Annotated in this window: 17 protein-coding genes; 2 read left to right on the forward strand and 15 right to left on the reverse strand. The window is 39.8% G+C overall.

The window, feature by feature from the left end:
- Positions 1–44 precede the first annotated feature (44 nt).
- From CSV80_RS10920 to CSV80_RS10940, 5 genes are all read right to left on the reverse strand, one after another.
- Positions 45–1,535, reverse strand: coding sequence for a multicopper oxidase family protein (locus CSV80_RS10920; protein WP_099670894.1), 1,491 nt, complete (start codon positions 1,533–1,535; stop codon positions 45–47).
- 295 nt (positions 1,536–1,830) lie between these two features.
- Positions 1,831–2,322 carry a DUF2269 domain-containing protein gene (locus tag CSV80_RS10925; RefSeq protein WP_233201583.1) on the reverse strand — a complete coding sequence of 164 codons (492 nt, stop codon included), beginning with the start codon at positions 2,320–2,322 and terminating at the stop codon, positions 1,831–1,833.
- The gene (locus CSV80_RS10930) at positions 2,319–2,501 is read right to left on the reverse strand and encodes a hypothetical protein (RefSeq protein ID WP_099670896.1); all 183 of its coding nucleotides are present in this window, start codon (positions 2,499–2,501) and stop codon (positions 2,319–2,321) included. Before CSV80_RS10930 ends, CSV80_RS10925 begins: the two co-directional genes overlap by 4 nt.
- 125 nt (positions 2,502–2,626) lie before the next feature.
- Positions 2,627–3,709, reverse strand: coding sequence for a sensor histidine kinase (locus CSV80_RS10935; protein ID WP_099670897.1), 1,083 nt, complete (start codon positions 3,707–3,709; stop codon positions 2,627–2,629).
- Positions 3,706–4,398, reverse strand: coding sequence for a response regulator transcription factor (locus CSV80_RS10940; RefSeq protein WP_099670898.1), 693 nt, complete (start codon positions 4,396–4,398; stop codon positions 3,706–3,708). Before CSV80_RS10940 ends, CSV80_RS10935 begins: the two co-directional genes overlap by 4 nt.
- Before the next feature lie 211 nt (positions 4,399–4,609).
- Between CSV80_RS10940 and CSV80_RS10945 the strand changes: the two genes are divergently transcribed.
- The gene (locus tag CSV80_RS10945; RefSeq protein WP_099670899.1) at positions 4,610–4,999 is read left to right on the forward strand and encodes a cupredoxin domain-containing protein; all 390 of its coding nucleotides are present in this window, start codon (positions 4,610–4,612) and stop codon (positions 4,997–4,999) included.
- 153 nt (positions 5,000–5,152) lie between these two features.
- Here CSV80_RS10945 and CSV80_RS10950 read toward each other — a convergent pair whose 3' ends face one another.
- From CSV80_RS10950 to CSV80_RS10990, 9 genes are all read right to left on the reverse strand, one after another.
- Entirely contained in the window at positions 5,153–7,567 is a 2,415-nt protein-coding gene (locus CSV80_RS10950; protein ID WP_099670900.1) for a heavy metal translocating P-type ATPase, read from the reverse strand.
- 127 nt (positions 7,568–7,694) lie between these two features.
- Positions 7,695–7,895, reverse strand: coding sequence for a copper chaperone CopZ (gene copZ, locus CSV80_RS10955; protein WP_009498347.1), 201 nt, complete (start codon positions 7,893–7,895; stop codon positions 7,695–7,697).
- 80 nt (positions 7,896–7,975) lie between these two features.
- Complete coding sequence (locus tag CSV80_RS10960) at positions 7,976–8,263, reverse strand: metal-sensitive transcriptional regulator (RefSeq protein ID WP_009498348.1); 288 nt, start codon at positions 8,261–8,263, stop codon at positions 7,976–7,978.
- 201 nt (positions 8,264–8,464) lie between these two features.
- On the reverse strand, positions 8,465–9,508 hold the full coding sequence (locus CSV80_RS10965) for a C40 family peptidase (protein WP_099670901.1): 1,044 nt from the start codon (positions 9,506–9,508) through the stop codon (positions 8,465–8,467).
- A gap of 337 nt (positions 9,509–9,845) precedes the next feature.
- The gene (locus tag CSV80_RS10970; RefSeq protein WP_099670902.1) at positions 9,846–10,421 is read right to left on the reverse strand and encodes a redoxin domain-containing protein; all 576 of its coding nucleotides are present in this window, start codon (positions 10,419–10,421) and stop codon (positions 9,846–9,848) included.
- A gap of 64 nt (positions 10,422–10,485) precedes the next feature.
- The gene (gene ftsX, locus CSV80_RS10975; RefSeq protein ID WP_099670976.1) at positions 10,486–11,370 is read right to left on the reverse strand and encodes a permease-like cell division protein FtsX; all 885 of its coding nucleotides are present in this window, start codon (positions 11,368–11,370) and stop codon (positions 10,486–10,488) included.
- Complete coding sequence (gene ftsE, locus CSV80_RS10980; protein ID WP_099670903.1) at positions 11,360–12,046, reverse strand: cell division ATP-binding protein FtsE; 687 nt, start codon at positions 12,044–12,046, stop codon at positions 11,360–11,362. The genes ftsX and ftsE overlap by 11 nt, the downstream gene beginning before the upstream one ends.
- Before the next feature lie 399 nt (positions 12,047–12,445).
- Positions 12,446–13,243 carry a stage II sporulation protein P gene (gene spoIIP, locus CSV80_RS10985; protein ID WP_099670904.1) on the reverse strand — a complete coding sequence of 266 codons (798 nt, stop codon included), beginning with the start codon at positions 13,241–13,243 and terminating at the stop codon, positions 12,446–12,448.
- A gap of 49 nt (positions 13,244–13,292) precedes the next feature.
- Positions 13,293–14,216, reverse strand: coding sequence for a plastocyanin/azurin family copper-binding protein (locus tag CSV80_RS10990; protein WP_233201579.1), 924 nt, complete (start codon positions 14,214–14,216; stop codon positions 13,293–13,295).
- Positions 14,217–14,445: 229 nt separating this feature from the next.
- Between CSV80_RS10990 and CSV80_RS10995 the strand changes: the two genes are divergently transcribed.
- Positions 14,446–16,482: a copper-translocating P-type ATPase gene (locus CSV80_RS10995; protein WP_099670906.1), complete on the forward strand. Its 2,037-nt coding sequence runs from the start codon at positions 14,446–14,448 to the stop codon at positions 16,480–16,482.
- 159 nt (positions 16,483–16,641) lie between these two features.
- Here the strand turns inward: CSV80_RS10995 and lgt are convergent, their stop codons facing one another.
- Entirely contained in the window at positions 16,642–17,451 is an 810-nt protein-coding gene (gene lgt, locus CSV80_RS11000) for a prolipoprotein diacylglyceryl transferase (protein WP_099670907.1), read from the reverse strand.
- Positions 17,452–17,469: the final 18 nt, after the last annotated feature.

Consider the following 17,469-nt stretch of genomic DNA (forward strand, 5'->3'; position numbering starts at 1 on the left):
TTCAGTGTAAACTTCACCAATTTTCATAAAAGATGAATTAAAGTTTACTCCACTTTTACCTGTCCCATCATGCCGTTATCCTCATGTTCAAGAATATGACAATGGAACATATAGATACCCTTATGCTTAAATTGTATAGCAATTTTTACTGTCTCATCTGGTTTTATTGAGATAGTGTCCTTCCATCCCTGCTCATTTTCCGGTGGCTCTTCTCCGTCTCTGGAGATTATTTTAAATTGCGTACCGTGAATGTGGAATGGATGAATCATTCCACCCATCATGTCGGGTTTATTATAAATTTCCCACACTTCAGTAACCCCTTGCTGTTGTGTGAAGTCAATTCTATCCGGATCAAACTTTTTTCCATTTATCGTTACCATATCCATCATCCCAAAGAGTTCCACTTTCTTTGTGACTGGTAAATTCTTCTCTTCTTCTGTCAATACAAAATCATTCAACTCTTCTGAAATTCCACTAATCACTTCGTCTTGATCAGAAACCTTAAATGGTAAAAGGACAGACCCATCCTCATTTACCAACGCCAAGTCATTTGAAGTATTGAGCTGCGAAAAATCGACAATGATTTCCGCTCTTTCTGAAGGCGTAAGTGTTACTTCATTTAAAGTGACCGGTTCATTCAAGAAACCGCCATCCGTTGCGATTTGAACAAAAGAATCCCCTGTATTCAATTTAAATGTGTAATTCCTCGCATTCGATCCATTTAATAAACGAAGACGTACTTTCTCCTTATTTACAGTCAACTTAGGATTCAACGTCCCGTTGATCAGTAAGGTATCGCCAATTGTCCCGTCTTCATTCTTTGCGGCACTAAAATTCAATTGTTTTTTATCATCAAATATTCGATCTTGGAAAATCAAAGGAAAATCATTCTTCCCATAATCAGTTGGCAATCCAATGCTTTTCGAATTTTCATCCTCGATATAAATCAATCCCGCAAGTCCATTGTATACCTGTTCAGCGGTTTTCCCCTCTGGATGGGGATGGAACCATAACGTTGACGCTTCTTGTGTCACTTCAAATTCAATCACCTTTTCTTCTCCCGGCTTAACCACATCATGCGGTCCACCATCCGCATCAGCAGATACTTCCAATCCATGCCAGTGAAAAGTCGTCTCTTCATCCAGTTCGTTTATCGTTCTAATTTTAACTTTGTCACCTTTTTCAAAACGGAGCATCGGCCCTAAAAACGACCCGTTATATCCATACGTTGTAGATTCAGTACCGTCGAATATTTCGGTTTTTCCTTTTTGTGCTCGAACCGTATATACGACTCCATCCTCATTATCAGTTTCAAGCATAGAAGGGATTTTTAATTCATTTTCCCCTGTTGAGTCGTTTAAACTTACCACCTCATCATGGCTCATATGTCCCTCCATCATATCACCCATAGTGGAATGATCCATTTCCTCCATGTCTTGATCCATTTCCTTGGCAGGTTGCGGATTGTTATTGCTACAACCGCCAATAACCAATAAACTAATTGCCGCCGCGGCAATCTTTATCTTTATTCCCATCAAGTATTTCCCCTTTCATCTGCTATATTACTTTTTTAGTGTAACAAGAAAATATGAAAAAAATATGCATATTGCAGTGAAGTAGTTTGAAAGAAGATATTTGATAAAATCGAAATAATTTATCTCTTAATTGAATTGCGCAATTTAAAGATACGAAAACTGATCTCGGCTGTGGATTTTAGAAATTGGGTCAAAAAAAGCCGCATTTCTACATCAAACGCGGCCGTTCACTTAAAATATTGCCCATTCACAAAAAGATATATAAATATTTTAACTAATGCTAATTAATTTTAAATCAACTATGTTGCTTACGCTTCCCAAACGGAGTCGTGCCTCTTGGCTTGTAAACCGATAGTATGATGATTACGAGCAACACAAGTAGACCTACCCCGGCGTGGAAGAGTTCGCCCCACAAGCCGCTAGGATCGGCACTTCCCGTCTCTTTCGCTACATCTGCTAGGAAGCTCACTGTCTGCATATTTAGCAGCAAGACCGTTGTGGCTATGGCGGTGAGCAGTAGTTTGAAAAGGACCCAATAATGCTTTACTAAGCCCCACTTAGTACCCAATGACATAACAAGCCCAGTCAGTAGCGAGAGAAGGGCTAAGGGGACGATGGCGAACCAGCCAATCAACTCCATCGCAATCCAAGCAGCGGGCACCGTCTTGGCATCTCCTTTTATAAGAGCAGCGATGACAAGAACTAGGAATCCAACGACCGCGCCAAGCCAACCAATCGAGCAAGTGATATGCGCAGTGAGCGCGAACTTACGTAGGCCAGGTTTCATGACCACTGCTGTTTCACTCCCTGTTCCACATTGCTAGAAGACGGCATGTGACGACCAGGACCATGTTCACCACCGCTAATAACCATTATTGCAACAGCAAGTAGTACTAAAATAATCACGACAACCCCAGACACCTTTACCCACCGCGGTGTACCCGTAGTAGATTTGCGATCCGACATATTCGTATCCTCCTCTGCCGTATGACTTGATATTGATTTTTTTTATATTTTCCTCCCTTGTATTCATCGTTTTTTAATGCCCAATCAGTATAGCAATTTTTTATGAACGGACGATGAACAGAGAATTATGCATTCCTATGTTTATTTGATTTATTCATAGCTAATGGGAGTGTAAATGTAAAGATTGTCCCTCTTCCTACTTCACTTTCCACTTGAATGTCGGTTTGATGAAGGACTAATATGTGCTTAACAATGGACAAGCCTAGTCCTGTACCCGCCTTTTTAGTTCGGGCCTTATCTATTTTATAAAACCGTTTCCAAATAGATTGAATGTTTTCTTGACTAATTCCCGGCCCATAATCTCGAATTGAAACTACCGCTTGGTGTTCCTTTTTCAAAAACACTTCGATAGAACTCTCGTGTTTGGAATAGTGTACAGCATTTTGAATCAAATTAACGATTACTTGATCAATCCGATCCGGGTCAGCATATACGTAGATGTCTTCTACTTCATCACATATTAATTCCACATTTAGTTTTTTATTTTCAAATTCAGTTTCCATACGAGCCATGACTTGGCGAACCAGCTCTGACAAATTAAAGCGGTCAGGGTGTATTTCCAACTGCCCCGATTCGATTTGGGACATATCGAGAAGATCATTGACCAGCTTAATCATTCGCTCAGTTTGTTCTTTCATAATCGTAAAATAATAACGTTTTCGAGCATCGGGGATTTTATCATCCAGAAACGCACTGGCAAATCCATGAATTGAAGTAAGAGGGGAGCGTAAATCATGGGAAACATTGGCGACAAAATCTTTTCTCATCTGGTCTGCGCTAGCCAACTCATGCGCCATATAATTGAACGTCTCACCTAATTCGCCAAGCTCGTCGCTTGTCCTAATATCAACTTTCTGATTAAATTTCCCTCTAGCGATAAGAAGGGCAACCCGATTCATTTCTCGAAGTGGGGCGGTAATTCTTTTCGTAAGGAAATAAGTAAATATGCCTGTAATCGTTATTGAAATAATCGAAGACGAGATAAACAAGTATTTCATTTGGTTAAAACCTTCGGGATTTAAGTGCATATTGGTTAGTTTATTCTGAAATAACAAATAGGAAGCGACAGCAAAAACAAGATGGGACACAATTAATATGGCGATATATGTGATGAATAGCTTCACAAAAATACTGTTTATCTTAATCACTCGTTGTCCACCTCAAATTTATAGCCTACTCCTCTTATCGTTGTTACCCTCCAATAAGCGTTGGCATTCCCTAATTTGTCCCTGATCCTTTTAATATGTACATCAACCGTTCTTGGATCCCCCTCATAATCCAAACCCCATATTTTTTCCAGCAGCTGTTGACGTGTGAAGACTTGATTTGAATGTGAGGTAAGAAAATACAACAGTTCCATTTCTTTTGGTGGCAGCACAATTTCCTGTTTCTTATAGGTCACCTTGTAGTGTTGAAGATTAATCTTCAATTCGGGGAGTTCGATGATCTCATTTGTACCTAACATTGGATAAGCTCTCCGCAACACCGCATTTATCCGTGCCATCAGTTCGTTCGGATCAAAAGGCTTTACTATGTAATCATCTGCTCCTAAGTTGAAACCTTTAAGTTTGTCATAGCTTTCTCCTTTCCCAGTCAACATGATAATGGGCGTTTTATCGAATCTTCTTATTTCCTTGCAAACTTCCCAACCATCCATTCCAGGCAGCATAATATCTAAAATAACAAGATCAGGAGAACAATCATAAAACATTTCTAATCCAGTCATTCCATCGTTGGCTGTGCTAACTATATACCCGTTTTTTTCAGCATATAAAATAATCAATTCACAAATGTAAGGATCATCTTCAATGACGAGAACTTTAATTTGCTTGTTCATTCATCGTCCTCCTCTTATTCATTTACGTTTTATAGTAACATCTTTTTATGAACGGAAAGTGAACACAATAACAGACCACCCACTTTAGCTCACTAATAACTGTCATGACTTTGTCTTACTTTCTCCATAGATAATGGATATTTGATAGCTATCATTATGTATAAGAGGGATATAGGGAAATATATCCCCAAATAAATTGGAGGTATTCATTTTGAAAAGATGGTTATTGGCAACAGTTTTATTAAGTGCTTTGTTTGTTCTTGCTGCATGCGGTGGAAAAGATTCAAGTGACGCAACGGGGCAGGTAGAGAACACCACCCCTTCAGAAACTTCAACCGTCAGCAATGAAATCAATATCACAGGGATTAACTTTGAATTTGATCAGAGTGAATATACTGTCAAGGCTGGCGAGGAGGTTACAATAACATATAAAAACGAAGAAGGCATGCACGGGATTGCTATCGATGAACTTGATATGGACATAAAAGGTGATGGTGAGGCAACTTTTACACCTACAGAGCCGGGTGAATATACAATCTATTGCAATATTCCATGTGGAGCGGGACATGCCGATATGAAGTCAACACTGATTGTCACATGATCTGATAACTGCCAAGCAATTTTGGATGCGGTTCCGTAATTGTTTTTCACGATTTTAGAATGAAAAGAGTAGGATCAGGAATAATTTCCCGGTCCTACTCTTTTTAATGCTTATATTTCCACTTGCTTCAATCGTACAAATCATTTTTATTCATTACTTCAAATTAACTTTTTGAAGACGTAACGCATTCAACACAACCGATACCGAACTAAACGCCATCGCAGCACCAGCAACCCAAGGGGCTAACAGGCCAATTGCTGCAATCGGTATCCCTACCGTGTTGTAGAAGAAAGCGAAAAACAAGTTTTGTTTAATATTACGCATTGTTTTTCTACTCATAATAATTGCGTCTGCAACACTGTTTAAATCGCCACGCATGAGCGTAATATCTGCGGCTTCAATCGCAATGTCTGTACCAGTTCCGACAGCCATTCCGATATCTGCCATCGCAAGTGCAGGTGCATCATTGATACCATCGCCGACCATAGCAACTTTCTTGCCTTGATCTTGTAGCTTTTTAATTTCATCACTTTTTTGTTCTGGTAACACTTCTGCGATGACATGGGATAGACCGACTTGGCTAGCAATGGCCTCTGCGGTTCTTTGGTTGTCACCTGTTAGCATAATGACGTCCAGACCCAATTCCTGCATTCGTTTAATTGCTTCTTTAGACGTTTCTTTCACCGTATCTGCAACTGCAATGACACCGGCAAGTTGTTGATCTACAGCAATGAGCATCGCTGTTTTCCCATCACGTTCAAGTTTTTCCATAGAAGCTTCAGAATTTAAAATGGCAATCTTTTGTTCTTTCATCAATTTTCTTGTGCCAACCAATACTTCTCTACCACTAACAATGGCTCGAATACCATAGCCTGGTAATGCTTCAAAATCTGTAGCTTCAAGAAGGGATAACCCTTTTTCTTTCGTACCAAGGACAATCGCCTGTGCCAATGGATGCTCAGATTGATCTTCTGCGGTTGCAACTAACTGTAAAACTTCATCTTCTTTAAAACCCTCTGTCACTGTAATATCTGTTAAAGCAGGTTCTCCTTTTGTAACTGTTCCTGTTTTATCCAGTACAACCGTATCGATAGAACGTGTATTCTCTAAATGTTCCCCGCCTTTAAAGAGCAAACCCATTTCAGCAGCTCTACCCGAACCAGCCATAATCGACGTCGGTGTTGCCAGACCTAGCGCACACGGACAAGCAATTACCAAAATCGTAATTGTTGGAATCAGTGCCGAACGTAAATCTCCAGGCGATACTGCAAAATACCAGATAAAGAATGTTGCAATCGCGATAACTACGACGATTGGCACAAAAACACCGGAAATTCGATCCGCCAAACGCTGAATATCTGCCTTGGACCCTTGCGCTTCCTCAACCACTTTCACAATTTTCGCTAAAGCTGTATCCTTTCCAACATTTGTAGCTTTGATTTGCAAGGAACCATTCCTGTTAATCGTTGCACCAATGACCGTATCCCCAGCTACTTTATCAATCGGAATACTTTCACCCGTAATCATCGATTCATCAATTGCAGAACGTCCCTCGATAATTTCTCCGTCTACTGGAATACTTTCTCCAGGCCTAACAAGGATTGTATCCCCCGTGACGACTTGTTCAATCGGTAGCTCTTTTTCAACGCCGTCCCTTAACACTCTAGCTGTTTTTGCTTGTAACCCTAGCAACTTTTGAATCGCTTGGCTGGTTTTTCCTTTTGCACGAACCTCAAATAATTTACCAAGTACGATTAAAGTGATAATGACAGCAGCTGCTTCAAAATAGAGGTCGGCATGTCCAACACTTCCTGCATTCATCCATTCAAATGATAAATAGAGACTGTAGAAATACGCTGCACTTGTACCGAGTGCAATCAATACGTCCATATTGGCACTTTTATTTCTAAGTGAATTAAATGCACCTTTATAAAACTGTGCCCCAACGATGAATTGAACGGGCGTCGCAAGTGCAAGTTGTACCCACGGATTCATAAGAATTGCGGGCAGGTAGATAAACGATAGAAATTCAAAATGTGCAACCATCGTCCATAACAAAGGAAATGTTAAAATAGCCGAGAAAATGAACTTATTCTGCTGCTTTTTGATTTCTTTTTCTTGATGATCTATCTTGTCTTTCCCATCTTGCTTAGGTATTAATTCATAGCCTAGTTTCTTTACAGCAGCGATCATTTCAGCTGTCTGGACTTGTCTGTCATCATATTCTACCGCAATTGTTTCTAGCGCAAAATTGACGTTTGCATTGGTAACGCCGTCCATCTTATTGATTCTTTTTTCAATCTTCGTCGCACATGCTGCACACGTCATACCCGAAATATCAAACGTTTCTTTTTCTTGAACGACGCTATAGCCAAGTTTTTCAACTCTTTCCATAAATTCATTCACATTGGTTTTCTCTGGGTCATAGACAATCGTAGACCTTTCCATTGCATAGTTGACGTTTGCTTTTTCGACACCTTCAATTTGCGACAAACCTTTTTCGATACTGTTTGCACAAGCTGAACAAGTCATACCATTAATTTGCAATGTTTTTTCTGTTGTAGCCATTTTTCCTCTCCTCCTATACTTAGTGGGGGTATATAGTTTTGAAAAAGAAAGATTATACCGATATGGTACAATCCTATCCACCGACTTATACCCCCACGTGGTGTAAGCGGAAATTCTGTTTTAAATGTTAGACAAGATCGTAGCCTTGATCTTCAATCGTTTCTTTAATTTGAGCCAATGTCGCTGCATTGTCGAACTCTACAGAAACTTCATTGTTATTTAGGTTCACTTTAACAGCAGAAACACCTGCAAGTTCCCCCACATTCGTTTCGATTGAATTCACACAGTGATTACATGACATACCTTCTACTTTTAAGATTTCTTTCATAATTAAGCACCTCCTGTTTTGTTGTTATTATCAATTTAACATACCCCCGTAAGGTATGTCAATAAGAAAGATCATTTTTTTTATTTTGTCATTGTCTTCATAACACTCATCAACTCTTTAATCGCCGCTTCACCATCTTGCCCTTTAATTGCGTTCGCTACACAATGATGTGTATGATCTTCTAGCAAAGCTAATGAAACTTTATTCATCGCTGATTGGATTGCGCTAATTTGATGTAAAATATCTACACAATAACGGTCATTCTCAACCATTTGATGAACGCCTCTCACTTGTCCCTCGACACGTTTTAATCGATTAAGAAGCTGTTGCTTATTTGGTTGAACTGTTGTTTTCGAAGTTTCTTGCATGATCTTCCCTCCCCGTATAAGCACTTATACCCCGTACCCCTATACTAACACTCTCCTTTTTCAAGGTCAATTTATAAGCAGATTTGATTTCATTAGGCAACATTCCACTTTTCGGACTGATTTCCTGTCTTCTACAAACAAAAACATAAAGCGGGCGTACATCTTTTATAGTAGATGTACGCCCACGCTATATTAAAAACCTTATTTGTAAGATACTGCGGTAAATACTGCCGCAGCGAATTCTGCGCGGGTTGCTTCTTTTCCTACACTAAATCCTGGTTTCTGAAAGACTTGTGTCTGATCAAGTGTCTTCAATGCAAAAATTGCTTCTGAAGCCCAGTGACTTGTCGGGACAACATTATGATTAGATGCTACTTGTGATTTTCCCACGATTTGTCCCTGAAGATCGAATGCCCGATCGACGATAGCCGCGAGATGTGCAAGTGTCAGTTTGTCGTTAATGCCGAATTCACTTGTTCCATAACCTTGAAGGATTCCTGCTTCATTCATAGCCGCAATGTCAGCCGAAAATGGGTGATTTGGCGCAACATCCTTAAATGTCACACCAGTTGATGCTTCTAATTTAAGCTCCCGATTTATCATTGCAGCTGCTTGTCCCCGAGTAATTGAACTTTCAGGTTTGAATGTGGAGTCTCCATAGCCAGTTATAACCCCGCTTTTATTTAGTGCAATGATTGCCTCGTAAGCAGGATGCTTTGTCGATAAATCTTTAAACACATCACTCATCTGCTCAGCAGGTGTTTCCTTAACTGGTTCAACAGCTGTTTGGGTGTTTAATACACGTTTTGCCCCCGCGTATTTAGGCGCCCAATAAGGATCTGTCTTTAGATTCGCCTTCAAGACCCCACGGCTTTTCGCCGATATGAACTCGTCATTTCCTAAATAAATTCCAGTATGGGAAATACCTTTCTTGTACGTATTTGCAAAGAACACTAAATCTCCTGGTTGCAGCTTATCCTTACTAACCGCAGTTCCCACTTTGAACTGATCCGCGGATGTTCTCGGTAAGCTAGTGTTGAAATGATTAAATACATATCTGATATAACCTGAACAGTCAAATCCAGCGGGGGTTGTCCCACCGAACTTATAAGGTGTACCGTAAAACTTTTTCGCATAGGTGGCAATCTCATTCGAAGTTGCCGCACTCACTTTATTTGACGATACAAATGGTATTATACTAATCAGAAACACAGCCATTAGTATTTGAATAAATCGTTTTCTCATTCTCCACCTCAACTATTTTATTGATGTCTTTTTCGACATCTTTATTTATCACTTCCTGTATAATTTTAGCATAAGAACAATCATCATCATTTTACAATTCTAATACATTCGGATGACAAAACTAAGGATTAATTAAGGAGAATTCGTGCAATTTTTTAGCAATTCATCTTGCATCTTCGATATGTTAAGCACAAAAAACGCCTAGATTTATAATCTAGACGATTTTTTATATCCATGATTTTCATTGACGGTTCCCACCACACTGTGTTCGGGTATTCCCTAGTAAATGAACAAAAAAGTCATACAATAGTCTAAAGTCTGGCCCTAGTTTCATCTATTATAGATTATCAACAAGTTCTTTTATCGTTTTTTCGTCCATCGGTCCAATAATCTTATGCTTAATTGTCCCATCCATGCTAATCATATACGTCGTAGGAATTGTCATAATCCTATACATATCCATTACTTCACCATTATTATCAAGCGGAATAGGAAATATTAGCCCATACGCATCGACAAATTTCTCGATGCTTACGAGCCCTCGCTCTTCCGTCGTCAAATTAACCGCGATGATTTCTACGTTCGCGGAATCCTTATTTTTCGCGTAAAAATTTTGCATATGCGGCATTTCCGCCTTACACGGACCACACCACGATGCCCAGAAATTAAGAATAACCTTTTTCCCCTTATAATCCGTCAGCTTGATTATGTCACCTGAAAGAGTAGAAAGTTCAAAATCAGGCGGTGTATTTCCTTCTTCTAGCCCGGACTCGTACTCAATCGTTGTAGTATCCGCTCCAACAACAATCGTATCGATTGGCTCTGCTGTTTCCATATTCGACTTAACCGTCATCACAATCAACGTACCGATAATTAAAGCTGTTATTGCAAGACCAACAGTTCGTTTCTTCACAACGTCCCTCCATAAATTTTTCAATCTACTAGCTAAGACCTTTGCAACCCGCCCGCCTTTCTTTTTAGACTTTTATAAACTTTTGAACTGATATAAAACTCCCCCAGACACCAATAAAGAGACCCATGAATAAAAGAAGCCCATTCAGCTGATAAATAAATGGCGTCACACTAAGAAGTTGAAGGAATTCTCCTTCCAGTTTCGGTTCAAGAAACTCGTATAGATTAAAATAAGTTATTGTCATAATTAACATTGGCAAAATTGCTCCGAGAATCCCAAGCCACATACCTTCAAAGAGGAATGGAATTCGGACGAAATTTCTTGTTGCACCGACAAGCTTCATAATTTCGATTTCCCTTCCTCGTGCAACAATCGTAATACGAATCGTATTCGAAATGAGGAACATTGCCGTAAAAAAGAGCGCAACGATAAGAACGAGACCAACATTACGGCCTGTATTCAACACTTTAAACAATTTCTCGATTTTTCCTTCACCGTAAATAACTTTGTACGCATCATCGTACAATCCAATTTCCTTTGCGATAGTTGCCGTTTGCTGCGGATTCGATGCTTTCACGTAAAACACATGACGAAGGGGGTTGTCTTGTTTATATAAACCAAGTTCGTCTCCATATCCTTTGATCATCTTTTCTAGTTCCTCAGCATTAGAAATAAATTGGATGCTTTCTACACCGTTTGTCTCAAGAATCTTTTGTTCAAGTACCGACACCGCCGATTCATCAGCAGCAAGATCTATTAAAACTTTTATTTCCACATCTTTTTCAATATCATCTGCTACTTTATTTAAATTCATCATAAGGACAATAAAGACACCGACGAGGAGAAGTGTGACAGTAACTGCGCTAACAGACGCTAAAGTCATCCATCTGTTGCGATCTAGGCTTTTGAAACTCTCCCGAAGATGTCGTCTGAGTGTTCTAGCTTTCATAGCCATAATCACCTCCGACTTCATCACGGGTGATTAGTCCGCCTTCAATTGCAATGACCCGATGCCTCATCGTATTGACAATTTCTTTATTATGAGTAGCCATCACAATCGTCGTACCACGGGCATTAATTCGTTCAAGCATCTCCATAATCTCCCATGATGTAACTGGGTCAAGATTGCCTGTCGGCTCATCAGCAATAACGACTTTTGGGGTGTTAACAATTGAACGTGCGATGGATACACGTTGCTGCTCTCCGCCTGACAATTCAGTCGGAAACATCCGTGACTTATGCGTAAGTCCGACAAGTCCTAGAACATCATTCACTTTTTTTCGAATTTGTTCTGGCGATTCCTCGATTACTTCAAGTGCGAATGCTATGTTTTCATATACATTTAGTTTTGGCAAAAGCTTAAAGTCTTGAAACACGACGCCGACTTTTCGACGTAAATAAGGAACCTGACTATTTCGTAGCGTCGCCAAATTAATATCATCTATGATGATGTCACCACTTGTTGGTACTTCTTCACGGTACATCATTTTTATAAATGTCGATTTTCCAGCGCCGCTAGGACCGACAACAAAAACAAATTCCCCACGTTTAATTTCTACATTTATGCCGTTTGATGCAACGACACCGTTCGGGTATTTCTTGTAAACCTTTTTCATTATAATCATCTTAATACCGCCTTAATATTAATCTACCTCTTTTAACAAGCATTGTTTGGGTTTCTCCCCTGCTGGTGCACTTGCAACTAATAACTATTTTTCAAGACTATCTCTCCTCCTTACAGAATTTTATTTTACTACGTATTTATGCACTTTTAAGGGAGATGAGAAGATACATTTGTAAAAAAGAAATTGAGAGAGCCCTTAATAGCTCCAAAAGGAAGTTATCAAGGGCTCTTTGAGTAAAGTTAATATTAATGACCAGGGTGTCCGCACCAATGCCGATTTAGAAAGCCGGAATTACTCATATTTTTAAATTTTTGACGCTTGAATCATGCATGTTTATTCCTATTTAAACTAATTAAAGTACAGTGTTGAAAAAGCGATGCCTCAATATCTGGTTTCGTCTTATTTCTTTAACACTTGTGAGACAGCTTTTGCAAGTACAGCCGTTGTCCTATTTAGTTCTGCTTCATCGTTTCCAATTCCACCTATTTCAACAAGAGTTAGGCGCTTATGAAGATCCTGATTATATTTTCCATCTACACCATGCCCTGATTTAAATACGATTTTCTTAGTTATATTTGGAACAATCTGTTCCATTTCGAGCATCAGTCTTTCAGCTAATTCCTGATTCAATTTATAATCAGCATGATCTTCACCGATAACAAAAACGACTTGCGCAAACTTTTCCCCTTCATAAGTGACTGTCGTCCTATCCGCTTTAAGCGAATCCCGATGAATGTCGACTATGATATCGTAATTCGCGTCGTTCAAGGCTTTCTGTACATATGGTCGAACAACATCATACGATTTATGATACGGAATTCCTGCTTTATTCATTTCAGCAGTAACATCAACGTCAATAATATCCGTCCCTACTCCATTAACCTCCAACTGTTTTTTTACTTTTTCACTGAGAGCCATAATATTCACTTCCTGATGGGAAACAGCAATTTTCCCATCATGCTTTAGAGTGATGGGTTCAAATGCTTCATGTGAATGAGTATTGTATAAAAGGGCACGCATGTCTGTTTGTACTTCGGGTTCCGTTTCGAAGATATTTGCTGCATAAACTAATTTTTGCTCATCGGTTTGAACAACTACTCCCTCTTCAGTTATTGCCTTTGGAATCATTTCCAATATAATTGGAAATAAGAATAGGAAGAAGATGAATGCACTCCATATTTTCAACGACTTTTTCATGGACAACCCTCCGTCAAACAATATATGCAGCTTGGGTATGTTAAAGTATTTAACTTACAATAAATCGTCCAATCATCCCTAATTCCTCATGCCCTGGAATCGTACAATAAAATTCATAAATGCCAGATTCAGTTAAGGTAAATGTTAGTGTCTCCGTCTTTTCAGGCGCAGCATGTAGATGCAACATATCTTTATTTCCCCCATGATTGTGATTGGATCCCTTTATCATGCTAAAGTTGGAAGTCCGGATTTCAATGTCATGCTCAACCTCATCCAGATTTGTAAGAGCTAGTGTGACTGGTTTATTTTTTTCTACAGTAATTTCATTTTTTGAGTACTTCATTTCAGCAGTTTCCATAGCAACAACTTGGTTATTCTGATTAAATTCTTCTGTTTTATTAATTGCCGACGAGTGACCACTATGCTGTAATTCCGAATTCATCAGTTTCTCGTTCCCTTCAACCAATAAATTTCCCGCTATTATATACACTGCGATAAAAAATGAAAGCAAGAGTGGTTTTAATAACCATCTTTTATTTTTTATTTTACTTTTTTGAGGAGTTTTTAAAATGACAATAACAAAAATTGTACTAATAGAAAGAAATAAGAATATCTGTATTAAATTGATTGACTCGTGTACATTAATCATTTCACCTAACATTGCTCCCATCATGCCACCCATCAATCCGGCCATTACTCCTTCTAACACGGAGAGGATTCCGAAACAAAACCCGCATAAGGCGCCTGCGAGTACGCCTATAGCCATTGATAGTATTGTTGAAAAATATAAATTCCCTTGATAGGTTACACCTAATAGAACGCCAGCGGTCAAACCAACATTCATCCCAAAAAACATTGAAATAATCATTCCTTGCATAGATCGAAATGTTTTTTTCCAGATTATCGCTAGCGTAACGACGACAAATGTTAACAAACCAAGCGAACCTAATATAAATAATTCATAGTTCCCCATCAATCCCCCACCTTTTTTAAGCTATAAAATGTTTATGTTTACCTAGTGCAACGAAAGGTTATATACCTTATAAGGGTATGTAATATGAACAGTCTAAATGACTGATATGCGGGAATATTTGTGTGTTCCATAGGATAGAAACTACTTAGATTGTGCATAATTTCTGCATCTTTAATGAGTATACTCAAGACATACTGGTAATTAGATAAATCAGAAAGGAGTTAATTGTATGTCAAATCATTCACATCATCACCATGAAACTGATGGGAACCATCATCACAGGGAAATAGATTCTCATGAAGGGCATCACGGACACCATGATCATCACGCACATATGGTAGAGGATTTCAAAAAGCGATTTTACATTTCGCTAATTTTTACAATCCCTATTTTGATTCTGTCACCGATGATTCAAATGTTTCTTAGTGTTGACTGGCGCTTCGCGGGAGACTTGTACATTTTATTTGCACTCTCAACGTTTGTATTCTTTTATGGAGGATGGCCTTTCCTTACAGGGGCAAAGGACGAGCTGAAAGATAGAAATCCCGGCATGATGACGCTGATTACATTGGCTATAATCGTGGCTTACGTATACAGTACAGCTGCGGTATTCGGTTTTGCAGAAAACGATTTCTTTTGGGAATTGGCTACACTAGTTGATATTATGCTTCTTGGTCACTGGATTGAAATGCGTTCTGTAATGGGGGCTTCAAAAGCTTTGGAAGAGCTCGCCAAGCTGATGCCTTCTGAAGCGCATTTGATTGACGAGGACGGCAATATTAAAGAAGTTGACGTAACCGAGTTAAAACACGGGGATCATGTACTCGTCAAGCCTGGCGAGAAGGTGCCAGTGGATGGACAAATACTTGAAGGCAAGTCAACTATTGATGAGTCAATGCTGACAGGTGAATCAGTTCCAGTTGATAAGGAAGCAGGTTTGGAAGCCATTGGCGGATCAATAAATGGCGAAGGTTCGCTTGTCATTTCCGTTATGAAGATAGGGAGTGAGTCGTATCTCTCACAAGTAATTACCTTAGTTAAAGAAGCTCAAGAATCCAAATCACGAGCCCAGGACCTTGCCAATAGGGCTGCAAAGTGGTTGTTCTACGGCGCACTGGCAGCAGGTCTGATTACTTTCTTGATTTGGACTTCACTTGGGTATCCTGTTTCATTCGCTATGGAAAGAATGGTGACAGTTCTAATCATTGCGTGTCCACATGCTTTAGGGCTGGCAGCTCCGTTAGTAGTTGCTGTCTCAACATCCATTGCAGCTAAAAATGGACTTCTCATACGAAATCGAGCAGCTTTTGAAGGCGCCCGAAATATTGAAGCTGTCGTTTTCGATAAAACAGGTACACTTACGAAAGGTGAGTTCGGTGTAACGAATATCTACACATTTGGAGATTTCAGTGAAGAAGATGTCGTTTCCTATGCCGTCGCAGTCGAGGCCCAATCCCAACACCCCCTTGCAAAAGGTGTAACTAGGAAAGCCGATGAAATGGGCATCTCTCTTCAACGAGTGGAGAATTTCCAATCATTGACCGGTAAAGGTCTTGAAGGGACAGTAGATGGAAAGCAGGTCTTAGTCGTCAGTCCCGGCTATGTAAAAGAACTGAACCTTGAATTTGATAACGTTCAATTCGATAAGTGGTCATCGGAAGGAAAAACTGTGGTATTCACGTTGATTGACAGCAAACTTGCCGGGATGATCGCCCTTGCAGATATTGTCCGCGAAACAGCTGTAGATGCCATTAACAAGCTAAAAGAAATGAATGTCAAGTCAATCATGCTGACAGGCGATAATGTAAAAGTGGCACATTATGTAGGCGAGCAACTTGGAATGGAAGAAATTTTTGCTGAGGTCCTTCCGCATGAGAAGTCTGAGAAAATTGAGCATATCCAAAATGTTGAGCGTCTTCGAACTGCAATGACTGGAGATGGGGTAAACGATGCCCCCGCCCTAGCGAAAGCAGATCTAGGTATTGCGGTAGGCGCTGGGACTGATGTAGCCATTGAAACAGCTGATGTCGTTCTTGTCAAAAGCAACCCGCTTGATGTTGTAAATATTATAAGGCTTTCGAAGGCTACCTATCGCAAAATGACGCAAAACTTGTGGTGGGCTGCTGGTTATAATATTCTTGCAATCCCGTTGGCCGCGGGTGCTCTCTACAAATTCGGAATTGTTCTAAGTCCGGCAGTCGGTGCTATATTAATGTCTCTAAGTACAGTTATCGTAGCGATTAATGCACGTTTGTTGAAAATCTGATGTAGTGATGATAATTGAATAGCATTTTCCGATACAAAAACTCCATGGAATATTCTCCATGGAGTTTTGTGTGTTTCTTTCTTAATTGTGTAATTTCGTTTATAGCTAATAAAAACCTGGTTCCCCTCTAGAAGCGACCCTAATTACAAAAGTACTTTTCTATTCATCTTGATAATTTACATCCACTTTCCGAACATAACGCCTGATAATAAAAATGACGACTGAAACGACAATAGCCATAACGGACACAAGCTGTGCCGCCCGAAGTTCACCGATGACATATAAGCTATCCGTCCGGATCCCTTCGATGAAGAACCGCCCGACGGAATACCAAACGAGGTAAAACAAGAACATTTCGCCGCGCTTTAAGTTCACTCTGCGCAACAAAATAATGATGATAAGCCCCACAAGGTTCCATAGCGATTCGTAAAGGAATGTCGGATGATACGTCACGCCTTCAATCGTCATTTGATTCATGATCCAATCCGGAATAATTGTCGTCTCAAGAAACTTTTCCGAAACGGGGCCACCGTGCGCTTCTTGGTTCATGAAATTGCCCCAACGGCCGATTAATTGGCCAATCAGAAGCCCAGCAGCAGCAATGTCGACTGTTTTCCAGAAGGAAATGCCCCGACGTTTAGTATAAAAATATGTCGTAATAAATGCACCGATCAGCGCACCATGGATAGCAATGCCACCTTCCCAAATTTGAATGATTTGTCCTGGGTTTTCTTTGTAATAATCCCAAGAGAAAATGACATAGTAGATCCGTGCACTGATGATTGAAATCGGAACCGCCCAAATAAGTAGATCCGTCAGAAAATCTGGATGCATCCCACGTTTCACCATTTCCTTCTGGACAACAATAAATGCAAGGACTATACCGAGCGCGATTAGAATCCCATACCAACGAATCCCTATGGGTCCAAGTGAAAATGCGACCGGATTAATTGTAAGCAGATTAATCATGTATCAACCTCTCTCCTC

It is taken from the genome of Sporosarcina sp. P12(2017), assembly GCF_002743035.1.
In the GTDB taxonomy this organism is placed as follows: domain Bacteria; phylum Bacillota; class Bacilli; order Bacillales_A; family Planococcaceae; genus Sporosarcina; species Sporosarcina ureae.

Excerpts from the sequence above, each read along its gene's own strand:
- CSV80_RS10920 (WP_099670894.1), bottom strand. The coding sequence starts at position 1,535 with ATGGGAATAAAGATAAAGATTGCCGCGGCGGCAATTAGTTTATTGGTT.
- CSV80_RS10925 (WP_233201583.1), bottom strand. The coding sequence starts at position 2,322 with ATGAAACCTGGCCTACGTAAGTTCGCGCTCACTGCGCATATCACTTGC.
- CSV80_RS10930 (WP_099670896.1), bottom strand. The coding sequence starts at position 2,501 with ATGTCGGATCGCAAATCTACTACGGGTACACCGCGGTGGGTAAAGGTG.
- CSV80_RS10940 (WP_099670898.1), bottom strand. The coding sequence starts at position 4,398 with ATGAACAAGCAAATTAAAGTTCTCGTCATTGAAGATGATCCTTACATT.
- CSV80_RS10950 (WP_099670900.1), bottom strand. The coding sequence starts at position 7,567 with ATGGCTACAACAGAAAAAACATTGCAAATTAATGGTATGACTTGTTCA.
- copZ (WP_009498347.1), bottom strand. The coding sequence starts at position 7,895 with ATGAAAGAAATCTTAAAAGTAGAAGGTATGTCATGTAATCACTGTGTG.
- CSV80_RS10960 (WP_009498348.1), bottom strand. The coding sequence starts at position 8,263 with ATGCAAGAAACTTCGAAAACAACAGTTCAACCAAATAAGCAACAGCTT.
- CSV80_RS10965 (WP_099670901.1), bottom strand. The coding sequence starts at position 9,508 with ATGAGAAAACGATTTATTCAAATACTAATGGCTGTGTTTCTGATTAGT.
- ftsX (WP_099670976.1), bottom strand. The coding sequence starts at position 11,370 with ATGAAAGCTAGAACACTCAGACGACATCTTCGGGAGAGTTTCAAAAGC.
- ftsE (WP_099670903.1), bottom strand. The coding sequence starts at position 12,046 with ATGATTATAATGAAAAAGGTTTACAAGAAATACCCGAACGGTGTCGTT.
- spoIIP (WP_099670904.1), bottom strand. The coding sequence starts at position 13,243 with ATGAAAAAGTCGTTGAAAATATGGAGTGCATTCATCTTCTTCCTATTC.
- CSV80_RS10990 (WP_233201579.1), bottom strand. The coding sequence starts at position 14,216 with ATGGGGAACTATGAATTATTTATATTAGGTTCGCTTGGTTTGTTAACA.
- CSV80_RS10995 (WP_099670906.1), top strand. The coding sequence starts at position 14,446 with ATGTCAAATCATTCACATCATCACCATGAAACTGATGGGAACCATCAT.
- lgt (WP_099670907.1), bottom strand. The coding sequence starts at position 17,451 with ATGATTAATCTGCTTACAATTAATCCGGTCGCATTTTCACTTGGACCC.